This is a genomic window from Pseudomonas sp. EZ-C24 (assembly GCF_014525325.1).
Taxonomy (GTDB): domain Bacteria; phylum Pseudomonadota; class Gammaproteobacteria; order Pseudomonadales; family Pseudomonadaceae; genus Aquipseudomonas; species Aquipseudomonas shirazensis.
The window spans coordinates 18796-32362 of record NZ_JACDIU010000002.1; the positions used below are offsets into that span (position 1 = coordinate 18796).

The following is a 13567-nucleotide window of genomic DNA, read 5'->3' on the forward strand; positions in this document are numbered from 1 at the left end:
TGGCACTATCGCCAGCTTTGCCCTGAACGCCACAGAACCTTCGCATTGCCTCCCTAGCATGGCCTCTATCTGATCACGAGGCCTGGCCATGACCCACGCTACCCCTACCCCTGGCGGACCGGTAAAAGTGCGCGGTATCGACAAACGCTTCGGCGCCTTCGCTGCGCTGAACAACGTTTCCCTGGATATCGGTGCCGGCGAGCTGGTGTGCCTGCTCGGCCCGTCCGGCTGCGGCAAGACCACCCTGCTGCGTTGCATCGCCGGCCTCGAGCGGCAGGACCGTGGCGAGCTGTACCTGGGCGAGCGCGACATCTCCGAGCTGCCGCCGCAGGCCCGCGACTACGGCATCCTGTTCCAGTCCTATGCGCTGTTCCCCAACCTCACGGTCGAGGCCAACATAGCCTACGGTCTGAATACCAGCAGCCGCGACCAAGCGCGCCAGCGGGTCGGGCAGATGCTTGAGTTGGTCGGCCTGCTTGGCAGCGAGAAGAAATATCCAGGCCAGTTGTCCGGTGGTCAGCAACAGCGGGTGGCGTTAGCCCGCGCCCTGGCCCCGGCGCCGTCTTTGTTGTTGTTGGACGAGCCGATGTCGGCGCTGGATGCGCGGGTACGTGAGCACCTGTGTGGCGAGCTGCGCCAACTGCAGCGCCAGCTCGGCATCACCACCCTGATGGTCACGCACAACCAGGACGAAGCCATGTTGATGGCCGACCGCATAGCCGTGATGAACAACGGCCAGGTCGAGCAGTACGACACCCCGCAAGCGATCTACGACCGGCCGGCCACGCCATTCGTGGCCGAGTTCGTTGGCCAGGGCAACTGGTTGCCGTTCCAGCGCAACAGTGCCAGCCACGCCCAGGTCGGCGGGATGAACCTGCGCCTGGCCGCCAATGCCGGTGCGGCCAGCAGCGGTAGGCTGTTCTGTCGCCCTGAGGCGATCACGGTCAACCCGCTGGTGCATGAAGAAAACCTGTTCCCGGCCAAGGTGCGCGAAGTCACCTTCCTCGGTAACCGTTGCCGCATGGCCTTTGAGCTGCACACTCTGCCGGGGCATACCCTACTTGCCGAGCTGGCGCCGGAGGCCATGCCGCGCCTTGGTTCTCAGGACATCTGGGTGGCGCTGCCGCCGCAGAGCCTGCAGGTGTTTGCCTGAGATGGCCGGGCCAATCTCCATGCCCTTGAACCTGGCCACGGCGGACCGAGGCAACGGCGTTGCGCTGGCCGACCGGATCTTTGTGCTCGGCGGCAAAAGCCTGCTGCTGGTGCTGCTGATCGTGGCAGTGCTGCTGCCGCTGCTGGCGATCTTCTGGCGCGGCTTCAGCGGCGACGCCGGCCAGGGCGGCGGCTTGCTGGCAGCACGGGAGCTGTTTGCCAGCGCCAACTTCCGCTGGCTGCTCGGTAACAGCCTGGCAGTTGCCTTCACCGTGGCCGCTATCGTCATACCGCTGGCGTATCTGTTTGCCTACGCCCTGCAGCGCACCTTGATCCCGGCCAAGCCACTGTGGCGGGGGATTTCCCTGCTGCCGTTGTTGGCCCCGTCGATGTTGCCGGCGATTGCGCTGGTCTATCTGTTCGGTAACCAGGGCCTGCTGCGCAGCCTGCTCGACGACAACATCTACGGCTTCTGGGGCATCGTTGTCGGTGAGGCCATCTATACCTTCCCGCATGCCTTGATGATTCTGCTGTCAGCGCTGTCGCTGGCCGATGCGCGGCTGTTCGAAGCGGCTTCGAGCATGGGCGCGGGACCAGTGCGGGCATTCTTCAGCGTGACTTGGCCGGCGACCCGCCAGGCCGTGTTTGCCGCGTTCTGCCTGGTGTTCACCCTGACCATCACTGACTTCGGTGTGCCAGTGGTGGTGGGCGGTGACTATCAGGTGCTGGCGCTGGAAGCCTACAAAGCCGTGGTAGGGCAGCAGCAGTTTGGCCGAGGTGCACTGATCGGCATGGTCCTGCTGCTGCCGGCGCTGTTCAGTTTTGCTGTCGATGCCTGGCTCCGCCGGCGCCAGGGCCAGGCCATGAGTGGCCGGGCGCAGGTGTTCGAGCCCAAGCCGTCGCGCCGTCGCGATGCTGTCTTTCTCGCGGTGGTGGTGCTGGTGTGCAGCGTGCTGCTGGCGGTGGTGGGCATGGCGGTGTATTCGTCGCTGGTCACCTTCTGGCCTTACAACTTGTCGCTGTCGGTCAAGCACTACCTGTTTGAAGACACCGCCGGCGGTGGCTGGCTGGCCTATCGCAACAGCGTGAGCATGGCGCTGTACACGGCCTTGATCGGCAGCCTGGTGATCTTCGTCGGCGCCTACCTGATGGAAAAAACCCAGGGCCAACGGCTGCTCAACCAGTCGCTGCGACTGCTCAGTTTCATTCCGATGGCGGTGCCGGGTCTGGTGTTGGGCCTGGGTTACGTCTTCTTCTTCAACCTCGCCAGCAACCCGCTGCACGTGTTCTACGGCAGCATGACCCTGCTGGTGGTGTGCACCATTGCTCACTATCTAACTACCGCACAGATGACCGCAACCACCGCCCTGCGCCAGCTCGACGGCGAATTCGAAGCCGCAGCGCTGTCGCTCAAGGCGCCGCTGTACCGGCATTTTCTGCGGGTCAGCCTGCCGATCTGCCTGCCGGCCTTGCTCGACATCATCCGCTACCTGTTCGTCTCGGCGATGACCACGGTGTCGGCGGCGATCTTCCTCTACAGCCCCGACACCATCCTCGCCGCCGTGGCGGTGTTGAACATGGACGATGCCGGCAATGTTGGCGGCGCTGCGGCGATGTCGACGCTGATCCTGCTCACCAGTGCTACCGCTTCGTTGCTGCTGGCCGCCGCCTCGCGCGGCCTGTTGCGCCGCTCCCAGGCCTGGCGCCAATCCGCGCCCGGTCATTGACTGCCTGCCCACCCTGAAAGGAACCGCACCATGTTCAAGCCAGTTGCCCTTGCTGCTGCCATCAGCGCCATTTTCAGCCTGCAGGTGTCTGCCGCAGAGACTCAGCTGACGGTCTACACCGCGCTCGAAGCCGAGCAGCTGAAGACCTACAAACAGGCCTTCGAAAAGGCCAACCCGGACATCGAGATCAAGTGGGTGCGCGACTCCACCGGGATCATTACCGCCAAGCTGCTGGCCGAGAGAGACCGCCCGCAGGCTGATGCAGTGTGGGGCCTGGCGGCGTCCAGCCTGGCCATTCTCGACCAGCAGAAAATGCTCGAAGCCTATGCGCCGAAGGACCTGGCGACGATCTCGAAGAACTACCGCGACGCGGCCAATCCGCCGGCCTGGGTGGGCATGGATGTATGGGCCGCGACCATTTGCTTCAACACCGTCGAGGCCGAAAAGCAGGGCCTGAGCAAGCCGGTCAGTTGGCAGGACCTGACCAAGCCTGAGTACAAGGGCAAGATCGTCATGCCCAACCCGGCCTCATCGGGCACTGGCTTCCTCGACGTCAGCGCCTGGCTGCAGACCTTTGGCGAGCCGCAGGGCTGGGCGTACATGGACGGCCTGCACCAGAACATCGGCCAGTACGTTCACTCCGGCTCCAAGCCGTGCAAGCTGGCCGCGTCGGGTGAATTCCCGATCGGCATTTCCTTCGAGTACCCGGCCGTGCAGCTCAAACGCCAGGGGGCGCCGCTGGACATCATCCTGCCCAAGGAGGGCCTGGGCTGGGAGATTGAAGCCACTGCAGTGATCAAGGGCACGCCCAAGGCCGCTGCCGCCAAGCGCCTGGCAGACTTCTCGGCCAGCCCTGCGGCGATGGACCTGTATAAGGAGAACTTCGCCGTGCTCGCTGCCCCCGGCATGGCCAAGCCGCAGACCGAGTTGCCGGCAGACTATGAGCAGCGCCTGATCAAAAACGACTTTGCCTGGGCCTCGCAGAACCGCGACAAGATCCTTGCCGAGTGGCGCAAGCGCTACGACGGCAAGTCAGAGAAGGTCGCCCAGCAGTAACTCAAAGCTGCTCGAGCAACTGCTCCAGTTGCTCCTGGCGCTCGGCCTGATTGAGCCTCGCGCCAGGGTTGAGCGACGACCACTGCGGGTGTGCCCGGGCCTTGTGCAGGGCTTCGGGCAGCTTGCCCTCGCGCCAGGCCTTGTCTTCCCCCGCCTGCAGCTGAATGCTCTGCTGCGCCGCATGGCCGCGGCTGTCCAGGGCCTTGAGAAGCTGCTGCTGACGCAACGCCAGCAGCCGCAGCACAGCGTCATCCACCGTCAATTCCCGCTGGCCCTTGAGCTTGCCGAGCAAGCGCGAGCCGTAGCTGCGTGCGGTTTGCAATGCGCCGCCAGCGATTGCACCGGCCAGCGCAGCGGCGCCCAGGGTCAGCCCGCCCACCAGCAAATCAACGCCGGCGCCCGCGGCTGCACCGGCAGCAACGCCGCTGCCCAGGCGCACACCAAGCAGTTTCAAGGTTTCCGGGTTGAACAGATCATCGCCCCAGCGCCCATCCAGCAACGGCAAGTCGCCTGCGCTGGCGTCTTCGCGGCGGAACGCATAAAGCTTGAGCAACCCCTCGACACAGCGTTGCTCGCGCTGGCGCACTGCTTGGCGCAGGGCTTCGATCGCCTGCGCTTCGGCCGCCGGTTGGGCCTCGACGCTACGCCGGCAGGCGGCACAATCGAGCAACAGTTCGGCGATCAGGCGCTTGGCGCTGTGCTGGCGGGCCAGACGCTGCGCCTGCTGATCCTCGATCAGCCGTTGCAGGGCGGGACGTGACTCTTCCAGCAACAGCGCGAGGCTTTCATACAGGCGGCGCTCGCCGTCTTCCGGCGGGGCCACGCTATCAAACCGCACCAGTGCATGCAGGCCCAGCCGTGCCAGGGCTTCGCGCCATTCCGGCTCGCGGTGCTCGCTGCTGGCGACAAAGTTGAGCACCGGCAGCAGCGGTCGCCCGCAGCTGGCCAGCACTTCCAGTTCATCACGGTATTTGGCCAATACCGGCTCACGGGCATCGATCACGTACAGCCCGGCATTGCTGGCGAGCAACTGGCGCAGCACCTTGGCTTCCTGTTCGAAACGCTGACGGGCTTCGCTGCCTTGCAGAAAGCGCTCGAGCCGGGCTGGGCCATCCAGCCGTTCGCCGGGCCGTTCCAGGCGTTCGAGATAGTCGAGCAGGGCGATGGCATCTTCCAACCCTGGCGTGTCGAACAGGTCCAGCAACGGCTCGCCATCCACCGACAGCCGCGCACCTTCGACGTGGCGGGTGGTGCTGGGGCGATGCGAGACTTCGCCGAAACCGACGTCACGGGTCAGCGTGCGCAGCAGCGAGGTCTTGCCGACATTGGTGTGGCCGACCACGGCCAGTTTCAGCGGCTCAGTCATGGCCTTGCTCCAACCAGTTCAAAGGGGCACTGTCGGCATAGGGCAGGCCGAGGCGCTCGAGGGCTTCGTGCCAGTCGCTCAGGCGCGCGCTGTCCAAGGTCTGCCCGGTAAGCGCCGGCAGCAGCCAGATCCGCGTTGCGCCTGCGTTGCGCGCCAGTTCGGCGAGCAGCGCCAGGCTGCCACGGTCTGGAGAGCGGCGTGGGTCGCAGGCGATGGCCAGGCGGGCCGGCGGGAAGCGGCTGAGTTGCTCAAGCAGCTTGTTGCGCGACTCGCGGCTGTCGAGCAGGCCGGCGTCGCTCACTCCAGCCGGCAACGCCGGCGGCCAGGGGCGTTGATCATCCAGTTCCAGGCCCACCAGCACTGCACCGCTGGCGCTGGCGTCCAGGTGCCCGGCGTGAAACTCCGGCAGTAATTGCGGTGCTGCGTCCTGCACGCCCAGCCGTTCGCTGCTGGGCATCAGCGCTTCGCGCAAGTGCGCATAGCCGGGCAGGCTCACGTCCAGTTGCAGGCGGTTACGGCCCTGGCGCCAGCGCCACAGGCACAGCAGCGCCAGCAGCAGGCGCGGCAGCAGGCCATACACCAGTACCACCCCAAGCAACCAGCTGGCCCAGGCCTGGCGCGCTACATCCAGCGCCGGCAGGGTCGCGCCGCTGGCGCGGATCATCGCTTCGTCCGGCACGGCAAAGCCGAGCAGCGAGGGCAGGGCGCCAAGGGTATGGGTCAGGGTAATGAACGGCTCGGCGGCGAGCAGGGTAGTTTCCCAGACAAAGCCGTAACGGCGGGTTGCCAGCAATGCCAGCAGCATTACCACGGCGGCAATCATCGCCAACAGCCACAGGCCATGCACCAGGGCACCGAGCAACCAGCGGTTGAGGCGCTTACGTTGCAGCAGCACCACCAGCGCCGGCGCCAGGTGCGCGGCCTTGGCGTCGCGGGCGAAGCGCTCGCTCAGCCACAGCCACAGCCGGCCCAGGGTTGCCCCTTGCTCGCCGGCGAACAGCAGGCCGCCTGCCCAGCCGATCAGCATCAGCAGGTTGAGCCCGAGCAGGCTGCCCAGGGCCCAGAACACATTGACCGGGCGTTGACCATCGCCAAGCGCGGCCAGTCCGAGGCCGGCGCCGCTGACTACCGCCAGAATCATCATTGCCAGCAGGGCCAGCCGTGCGCCTTGTTTCCAGTGGCGCAACGCCTCGGCCAGGCCATCGCGTTCGGCCAGCCACAGGGCACGGGTTTCGATCCGCGCAGCAAGGTCGCCGCCTTGCTGGCGGGCGCGGCGGTTGGCTTCCTGATCTTCCAGAGGACCGGCGTGTTCCTCGCGCAGGCGGACCGCTTCGGTGAGCCAGCGCTTGTCGAGTGGAGTGGGTGCAGTCACAAGGTCTTCCAATGCACAGGTCAGGGCACAAGCTTAACCCAGCTGCGGTTTGCTATCCTCGTCGGCATGAAGACATCTCTCCCCCTCAGCCTGATCGCGGCCTGCGCCAGCAACCGCGTGATCGGCATCGACAACTCCATGCCCTGGCACCTGCCGGGGGACTTCAAATACTTCAAGGCCACCACCCTCGGCAAGCCGATCATCATGGGCCGCAAGACCTGGGATTCGCTGGGCCGGCCGCTGCCAGGGCGGCTGAACATCGTCGTCAGCCGCCAGCCTGGCTTGCAGCTGGAAGGCGCCGAGGTGTTCCCCTCGCTGGAGCAGGCGCTGGCACGTGCCGAGCAATGGGCGCACGAGCAGGGCGTCGATGAGCTGATGCTGATTGGCGGCGCGCAGTTGTACGCGCTGGCGCTGGAGCAGGGGCTGGTCAGCCGCATGTACCTGACCCGGGTCGAACTGTTGCCGCAGGGCGATGCGTGGTTCCCGGAGTTCGACGCGCAGCAGTGGACACTGGATTCGAGTGAAGCCCAGGCGGAAGACGGCAAGCCTGGCTACCACTTCGAGGTATGGAACAAGCGTTGATAGACAAGGGCCGCGATGCGGCCCTTGTGCGTTTCAGGTGTGGCTCAGCTCGGCGTGCTGGTCATCGTCCAGCACGGCCTTGTCGGTACTCTTGAGCAACTGGCTGGTGACCACGCCTGCGGTCATCGAGCCATTCACGTTCAACGCGGTGCGGCCCATGTCGATCAGCGGCTCGACCGAGATCAACAGCGCCACCAGCTCGACCGGCAGGCCCATCGCCGGCAGCACGATCAACGCGGCGAAGGTCGCGCCGCCACCCACACCTGCGACACCCGCCGAGCTCAAGGTGACAATCGCGATCAAGGTGGCAATCCACAGCGGATCGAAGGTATCGATACCCACCGCTGGCGCCACCATCACCGCCAACATGGCCGGATAGAGGCCGGCGCAGCCATTCTGGCCGATGGTTGCGCCAAACGATGCGCTGAAGCTGGCGATCGACTGCGGCACGCCCAGGCGCCGGGTCTGCGCTTCGATATTGAGCGGAATGCTCGCCGCACTGGAGCGGCTGGTGAAGGCGAAAGTCAGCACCGGCCAGACCTTGCGCAGGAAGCGCAGCGGGCTGACTCCGGTGGCGGCTAGGATCAGGCCATGTACCACGAACATCAGGCCCAGGCCGAGGTACGACACCAGCACGAAGCTGCCCAGTTTTAGGATGTCTTCGATGTTCGAGCTGGCGACCACCTTGGTCATCAACGCTAGCACGCCGTACGGGGTCAGCTTCATCACCAGGCGCACCAGGCGCATGACCCAGGCTTGCAGGGTGTCGATGGCCGACAGCGCGCGTTCACCTTTTTCGCGGTCATCCTTGATCAGTTGCAGTGCCGCCAGGCCAACGAACACGGCGAAGATCACCACGCTGATGATCGAGGTCGGCTTGGCCTTGGCCAGATCGGCAACCGGGTTGCTCGGCACGAATGACAGCAGCAGCTGCGGGATATTCAGATCGGCGACCTTGCCGGCATAGTCGCTCTGGATCGCCTGCAGCCGCGCCGCTTCGGGGATGCCCGCGACCAGGCCCTCGGCGCTGAGGCCGAACAGGTTGGTCAGCAATACGCCAATCAAGGCAGCGATGGCAGTGGTCAGCAGCAATGTGCCGATGCTCAGCACACTGATCCGGCCCAGCGCCGAAGCATTGTGCAGGCGCGCTACTGCGCTGAGGATCGAGGCAAAGATCAGCGGCATGACGATCATCTGCAACAGCCCGACATAGCCGTTACCGACCAGATCGAGCCAACCGATGGTGGCCTTGAGCACCGGATGCCCTGCGCCGTAAACAGTGTGCAAGGCCAGGCCGAACCCTACGCCCATGACCAACCCGAGCAGGACCTTCTTGGCCAGGCTCCAATCGGTGCGGCGGGTTTGCGCCAGGCCCAGCAGCAGGGCCAGAAACGCCAGCAGATTAAGTGACAACGGCAGGTTCATTACAGCTCCGGGATCGAAAAAGGGGGCGTCGCGTCTGGGCGCGATTGCGAACTCAAATGCTAACAGCTTGAAAACAAACGAATTTATATCTGAATGGAATGTGCTTAGGTCGGTATGGAATAACAACGTCTTCGACGTCGCAATAAACAAACCGTTTCACCTGATGAGCGCTGTCTGAGCGGGCAGGCTGACTACAGGCGAAAAAAAACCGGCGCACCAGGCGCCGGTCTGTTTTTGCCGAAAAGCCTTACAGCCCGTCGAGCAACGCCTTGTCGCGCACAGCGCCTTTGTCGGCACTGGTTGCCAGCAGCGCGTAAGCCTTCAGCGCCGTGGTGACTTTGCGCGGACGCACTTCCACCGGCTTCCAGCCCTTCTTGTCCTGCTCGGCGCGGCGGGTGGCCAGCTCCTCATCGCTGACCAACAGGTTGATCGAGCGGTTGGGGATGTCGATCAACACCTTGTCGCCATCGCGCACCAGGCCAATCGCGCCACCGGCAGCGGCTTCAGGCGAAGCGTGGCCGATCGACAGACCCGAGGTACCGCCAGAGAAGCGGCCATCGGTGAGCAGGGCGCAGGCCTTGCCCAGGCCTTTGGACTTCAGATACGAGGTCGGGTAGAGCATCTCTTGCATGCCCGGGCCGCCTTTCGGGCCTTCGTAACGGATGATCACGATGTCGCCGGCCTGTACTTCATCGGCCAGAATGCCGCGCACGGCGCTGTCCTGGCTCTCGAAGATCTTCGCGTTGCCTTCGAACACGTGGATCGATTCGTCAACACCGGCAGTTTTCACCACGCAGCCATCAAGGGCAATGTTGCCGTACAGCACGGCGAGGCCGCCTTCTTGCGAATAGGCGTGCTCGAAGCTGCGGATGCAGCCGTTTTCACGGTCGTTGTCGAGGGTTTCCCAACGGGTCGATTGGCTGAACGCGGTCTGCGTCGGGATGCCACCAGGGCCGGCCTTGAAGAAGGTGTGCACAGCTTCATCGTCGGTCTGGGTGATATCCCATTTGGCGATGGCTTCTTCCATGCTCGGGCTGTGCACGGTCGGCAGGTCGGTGTGCAGCAGGCCGCCACGGGCCAGCGAGCCGAGGATGCTGAAGATGCCGCCGGCGCGGTGGACGTCTTCCATGTGGTACTTCTGAATGTTCGGCGCAACCTTGCACAGCTGCGGCACCTTGCGCGACAGCCGGTCGATATCACGCAGGTCGAACTGGACCTCACCTTCCTGGGCTGCAGCGAGCAGGTGCAGGATGGTGTTGGTCGAGCCGCCCATGGCGATGTCGAGCATCATGGCGTTTTCGAACGCCTTGAAGTTGGCGATGTTGCGCGGCAGCACCGAGGCGTCGTTGTCGCCGTAGTAGCGTTTGCACAGCTCGACGATGGTACGGCCGGCAGTGAGGAACAGCTGCTCACGGTCGGAGTGGGTGGCCAGGGTCGAACCGTTGCCAGGCAGGGCCAGGCCGAGTGCTTCGGTCAGGCAGTTCATCGAGTTGGCGGTGAACATGCCGGAGCACGAGCCACAGGTCGGGCAGGCGCTGCGCTCGTACTCGGCGACTTTTTCATCGCTGGCGGTAGAGTCGGCGGCGATGACCATGGCGTCGACCAGGTCCAGGCCGTGGCTGGCGAGTTTGGTCTTGCCGGCTTCCATCGGCCCGCCGGAGACGAAGATCACCGGGATGTTCAGGCGCAGTGCAGCCATGAGCATGCCAGGGGTGATCTTGTCGCAGTTGGAGATGCACACGATGGCGTCGGCGCAGTGGGCGTTGACCATGTACTCGACCGAGTCGGCGATGATCTCGCGGCTGGGCAGCGAATAGAGCATGCCGTCGTGGCCCATGGCGATGCCATCGTCGACCGCAATGGTGTTGAACTCTTTGGCCACGCCACCGACGCGCTCAATCTCGCGGGCGACCAGTTGGCCCAGATCCTTGAGGTGCACATGCCCCGGGACGAACTGGGTGAACGAGTTGGCGATGGCGATGATCGGTTTCTTGAAGTCTTCGTCCTTCATCCCGGTTGCGCGCCACAGGGCACGGGCACCGGCCATGTTGCGGCCGTGGGTGGAAGTCTTGGAACGATAATCAGGCATGAAGCACTCCTGGCGGCTGAATCAGGTCAGAAAAAAGGGAAGTGAGCTTCTCTTGTCCTTTGCACCGCAGGCCGGTTGCCACTGGCACGGATGAGGTCGAAAACACTACGGGATCGCCGCAAGCTCGACCAGAGCTCATAAACCCGCCGGGGATGACTGGCGATGAATAGGCCGATTCTACACCGCTGCGGCCGTGAAGGGAGGCCGATGTGCCGGGTGGATATTGGCTAGGCATTGGCCGAACTGTCGTAGGAGCTTTCCTAAATGCGCTCGAACGGGCAATTGCTGGCTGACGTGCCCTCGCCAGCTGCCTATTATCGCCGCGCCGCATGTGCGGCTCGACGAGATACACCCTCAATGGACCTTCCCAGTTTTCAGTTCATCACGAACCTGCATTCTGGCACTGAGCGCGCTGGCGCCAGGGCTGCCGAAGGCTTGCACCTGAGAGGGTGAGGGCTGCAGGCGCCCGCGTCGGCGCCTGGAGACAACACATGCACTACTCCCCCGATTATGTAGACGCGCAAGCCAAGCAGCGCCGCGACGCCCAGGCTCGACGTGACCACCTGCTGCGGTCGCAGCTCCATCCTGCCGGCACCGCCGGTGCGCTGATGATCAGCCAGTACTCAAGCCTGGAGAGTGGCTTGAGCGCCAGTCAGGCGATCGACATGCTGCGCCGCGAGGCGGCTGATGCCGAAACCATCTATCAGTCCTATGTGCTCGATGAGCAGCGCAACCTGCTCGGCACCGTGTCGCTGCGCGAGCTGATCCTGGCAGCACCCGAGGCGGCGATTGAACAGGTCATGGTGCGCAATATCATCAGCGTCAGCGTGCACACCTTGCAGGAAGAGGTGGCGCGGTTGATTCGCCTGCATGACCTGCTGGCGGTGCCAGTGCTCGACGACGACGGTCGCTTGGTCGGTCTGGTGACCTGTGACGAAGCGTTGGATGTGGTGGTGGAAGAAGCCACCGAAGACTTCCACAAGGGCGCGTTGATCGCCAATCACGTCGGCAACCTGCGCGACGCCACGCTGGGGCTGCTGTACCGCAAGCGCGTGCTGTGGCTGGTGTTGCTGGTGTTCGGCAACCTGTTCTCGGGCGCGGGCATCGCCGCGTTCGAGGAAACCATCGCTGCGCATATCGCCCTGGTGTTCTTCCTGCCATTGCTGGTCGACAGCGGAGGCAATGCCGGTGCGCAGTCGGCAACCCTGATGGTACGAGGCCTGGCGACGGGCGAAGTGGTCATGGCGGACTGGCTGCGGATGCTTGGCCGCGAGTGCGGCGTGGCCCTGGCGCTGGGTGCGACCATGGCAGTGGCGGTAGCTTCGCTGGGGATGTTGCGCGGCGGTGCGGACATCGCCTTTATCGTCGCCAGCAGCATGCTGGTGATCGTCTTGATTGGCAGCCTGATCGGCATGAGCCTGCCGTTTCTGCTCAGCCGGATCAACCTTGATCCAGCCACGGCGAGTGGGCCATTGGTGACGTCGGTGGCTGATGCAGTGGGGGTGTTGATCTACTTCGGCATTGCTTCGCAGGTGCTGGATATCTGAGCAGCAGCGATGACAGCGACCAGGCGTCGCTGTCATCGCGCTCAGGCCAGCGGCTTAGCTGTTGGGCAGCAAGCGGCAAGTGATGCTCTTGATGTAGCGGGTTTCAGGGATCGCCGGGTGCACCGGGTGATCAGGGCCCTGACCGCCGCGCTCGAGCAACTGCAGGTTGCGGTCGAGGTGCCGGGCGCTGGTCAGCAGGATGTTATTGAGGTCGTCTTCGGGCAAGTGCATCGAGCACGAAGCGCTGACCAGAATGCCGTCCTTGTTGAGCAGGCGCATGGCTTGCTCGTTCAGGCGACGGTAGGCGCCTTCGCCGTTTTTCAGGTCTTTCTTGCGTTTGATGAAGGCGGGTGGGTCGGCGATGATCACGTCGAAGCGCTCTTCAGCGGCCTTCAGCTCGCGCAGTGCTTCGAACACGTCACCTTCTATGCAGGTCAGCTTGTCGCCGATGCCATTGAGTGCTGCGTTGCGCTCGACACCGTCCAGAGCAAAGCTTGAGGCATCCACGCAGAACACTTCGCTGGCACCGAACACGCCGGCCTGCACGCCCCAGCCACCGATGTAGCTGAACAGGTCGAGTACGCGCTTGCCTTTGGCATACGGCGCCAGGCGGGCACGGTTCATGCGGTGATCGTAGAACCAGCCGGTCTTCTGCCCTTCACGCACCGGGGCTTCGAACTTGACGCCGTTCTCTTCCAGGGCGACCCAGTCCGGCACTTCACCGTAAACGGTTTCGACATAACGCTGCAGGCCTTCGGCATCGCGCGCGGCGGAGTCGTTCTTGAACAGGATGCCGCTCGGCTTGAGCACCTGCACCAGGGCGGCGATCACGTCGTCCTTGTGCTGCTCCATGGTCGCCGAGGCCAGTTGCACTACGAGGATGTCGAAGAAACGGTCGACGACCAGCCCTGGCAGCAGGTCGGAATCGCCGTAGACCAGGCGGTAGCAGGGCTTGTCGAACAGGCGCTCACGCAGCGACAGGGCTACGTTGAGTCTGTGCACCAGCAGCGATTTGTCCAGCTGCAGCTTGATGTCACGCGACAGCAGGCGCGCGCAGATCAGGTTGTTCGGGCTCAGCGCGACGATGCCCAGCGGTTTGCCGTTGGCGGCCTCGAGCACAGCCTGCTGGCCGGCTTGCAGGCCTTGCAGTGGCGTCGCGGCAACATCGATTTCGTTGCTGTAGACCCACAGATGGCCGGCGCGCAGGCGGCGATCGGCATTGGCTTTGAGGCGTAGGCTGGGCAGGGACAT

At 64.2% G+C, this 13567-nt stretch carries 10 protein-coding genes; 5 read left to right on the plus strand and 5 right to left on the minus strand.

Annotated elements, in window-relative coordinates; all coding sequences use genetic code 11:
* The first annotated feature begins 88 nt into the window (after positions 1-88).
* From IDM28_RS00300 to IDM28_RS00310, 3 genes are read left to right on the plus strand one after another with little or no spacing between them, the layout of a single operon-like run.
* Complete coding sequence (locus IDM28_RS00300; protein WP_188035136.1) at positions 89-1153, plus strand: putative 2-aminoethylphosphonate ABC transporter ATP-binding protein; 1065 nt, start codon at positions 89-91, stop codon at positions 1151-1153.
* 1 nt (position 1154) lies between these two features.
* Positions 1155-2879 carry a putative 2-aminoethylphosphonate ABC transporter permease subunit gene (locus IDM28_RS00305; RefSeq protein ID WP_188035137.1) on the plus strand — a complete coding sequence of 575 codons (1725 nt, stop codon included), beginning with the start codon at positions 1155-1157 and terminating at the stop codon, positions 2877-2879.
* A gap of 30 nt (positions 2880-2909) precedes the next feature.
* On the plus strand, positions 2910-3935 hold the full coding sequence (locus IDM28_RS00310; RefSeq protein ID WP_188035138.1) for a putative 2-aminoethylphosphonate ABC transporter substrate-binding protein: 1026 nt from the start codon (positions 2910-2912) through the stop codon (positions 3933-3935).
* 1 nt (position 3936) lies between these two features.
* Here IDM28_RS00310 and IDM28_RS00315 read toward each other — a convergent pair whose 3' ends face one another.
* A complete protein-coding gene (locus IDM28_RS00315) occupies positions 3937-5301 on the minus strand; it encodes a GTPase/DUF3482 domain-containing protein (protein ID WP_150573027.1) in 1365 nt (454 codons plus the stop codon).
* Positions 5294-6685, minus strand: a complete 1392-nt coding sequence (locus tag IDM28_RS00320) for a DUF2868 domain-containing protein (RefSeq protein WP_188035139.1) — start codon at positions 6683-6685, stop codon at positions 5294-5296. Before IDM28_RS00320 ends, IDM28_RS00315 begins: the two co-directional genes overlap by 8 nt.
* Positions 6686-6739: 54 nt before the next feature.
* On the opposite strand from IDM28_RS00320, the gene IDM28_RS00325 reads away from it, so the two are divergent.
* Positions 6740-7255 carry a dihydrofolate reductase gene (locus tag IDM28_RS00325; protein WP_188035140.1) on the plus strand — a complete coding sequence of 172 codons (516 nt, stop codon included), beginning with the start codon at positions 6740-6742 and terminating at the stop codon, positions 7253-7255.
* A 33-nt stretch (positions 7256-7288) separates the two neighbouring features.
* Here the strand turns inward: IDM28_RS00325 and IDM28_RS00330 are convergent, their stop codons facing one another.
* The gene (locus tag IDM28_RS00330) at positions 7289-8680 is read right to left on the minus strand and encodes an L-cystine transporter (RefSeq protein ID WP_101315415.1); all 1392 of its coding nucleotides are present in this window, start codon (positions 8678-8680) and stop codon (positions 7289-7291) included.
* Positions 8681-8927: 247 nt separating this feature from the next.
* Positions 8928-10769 carry a dihydroxy-acid dehydratase gene (gene ilvD / locus IDM28_RS00335; protein WP_188035141.1) on the minus strand — a complete coding sequence of 614 codons (1842 nt, stop codon included), beginning with the start codon at positions 10767-10769 and terminating at the stop codon, positions 8928-8930.
* A gap of 491 nt (positions 10770-11260) precedes the next feature.
* On the opposite strand from ilvD, the gene mgtE reads away from it, so the two are divergent.
* Entirely contained in the window at positions 11261-12316 is a 1056-nt protein-coding gene (gene mgtE / locus IDM28_RS00340; protein ID WP_150570392.1) for a magnesium transporter, read from the plus strand.
* 54 nt (positions 12317-12370) lie between these two features.
* Here mgtE and IDM28_RS00345 read toward each other — a convergent pair whose 3' ends face one another.
* A complete protein-coding gene (locus IDM28_RS00345; RefSeq protein ID WP_103435664.1) occupies positions 12371-13567 on the minus strand; it encodes a class I SAM-dependent rRNA methyltransferase in 1197 nt (398 codons plus the stop codon).

Excerpts from the sequence above, each read along its gene's own strand:
- IDM28_RS00300 (WP_188035136.1), top strand. The coding sequence starts at position 89 with ATGACCCACGCTACCCCTACCCCTGGCGGACCGGTAAAAGTGCGCGGT.
- IDM28_RS00305 (WP_188035137.1), top strand. The coding sequence starts at position 1,155 with ATGGCCGGGCCAATCTCCATGCCCTTGAACCTGGCCACGGCGGACCGA.
- IDM28_RS00310 (WP_188035138.1), top strand. The coding sequence starts at position 2,910 with ATGTTCAAGCCAGTTGCCCTTGCTGCTGCCATCAGCGCCATTTTCAGC.
- IDM28_RS00315 (WP_150573027.1), bottom strand. The coding sequence starts at position 5,301 with ATGACTGAGCCGCTGAAACTGGCCGTGGTCGGCCACACCAATGTCGGC.
- IDM28_RS00325 (WP_188035140.1), top strand. The coding sequence starts at position 6,740 with ATGAAGACATCTCTCCCCCTCAGCCTGATCGCGGCCTGCGCCAGCAAC.
- IDM28_RS00330 (WP_101315415.1), bottom strand. The coding sequence starts at position 8,680 with ATGAACCTGCCGTTGTCACTTAATCTGCTGGCGTTTCTGGCCCTGCTG.
- ilvD (WP_188035141.1), bottom strand. The coding sequence starts at position 10,769 with ATGCCTGATTATCGTTCCAAGACTTCCACCCACGGCCGCAACATGGCC.
- mgtE (WP_150570392.1), top strand. The coding sequence starts at position 11,261 with ATGCACTACTCCCCCGATTATGTAGACGCGCAAGCCAAGCAGCGCCGC.
- IDM28_RS00345 (WP_103435664.1), bottom strand. The coding sequence starts at position 13,567 with ATGTCCCTGCCCAGCCTACGCCTCAAAGCCAATGCCGATCGCCGCCTG.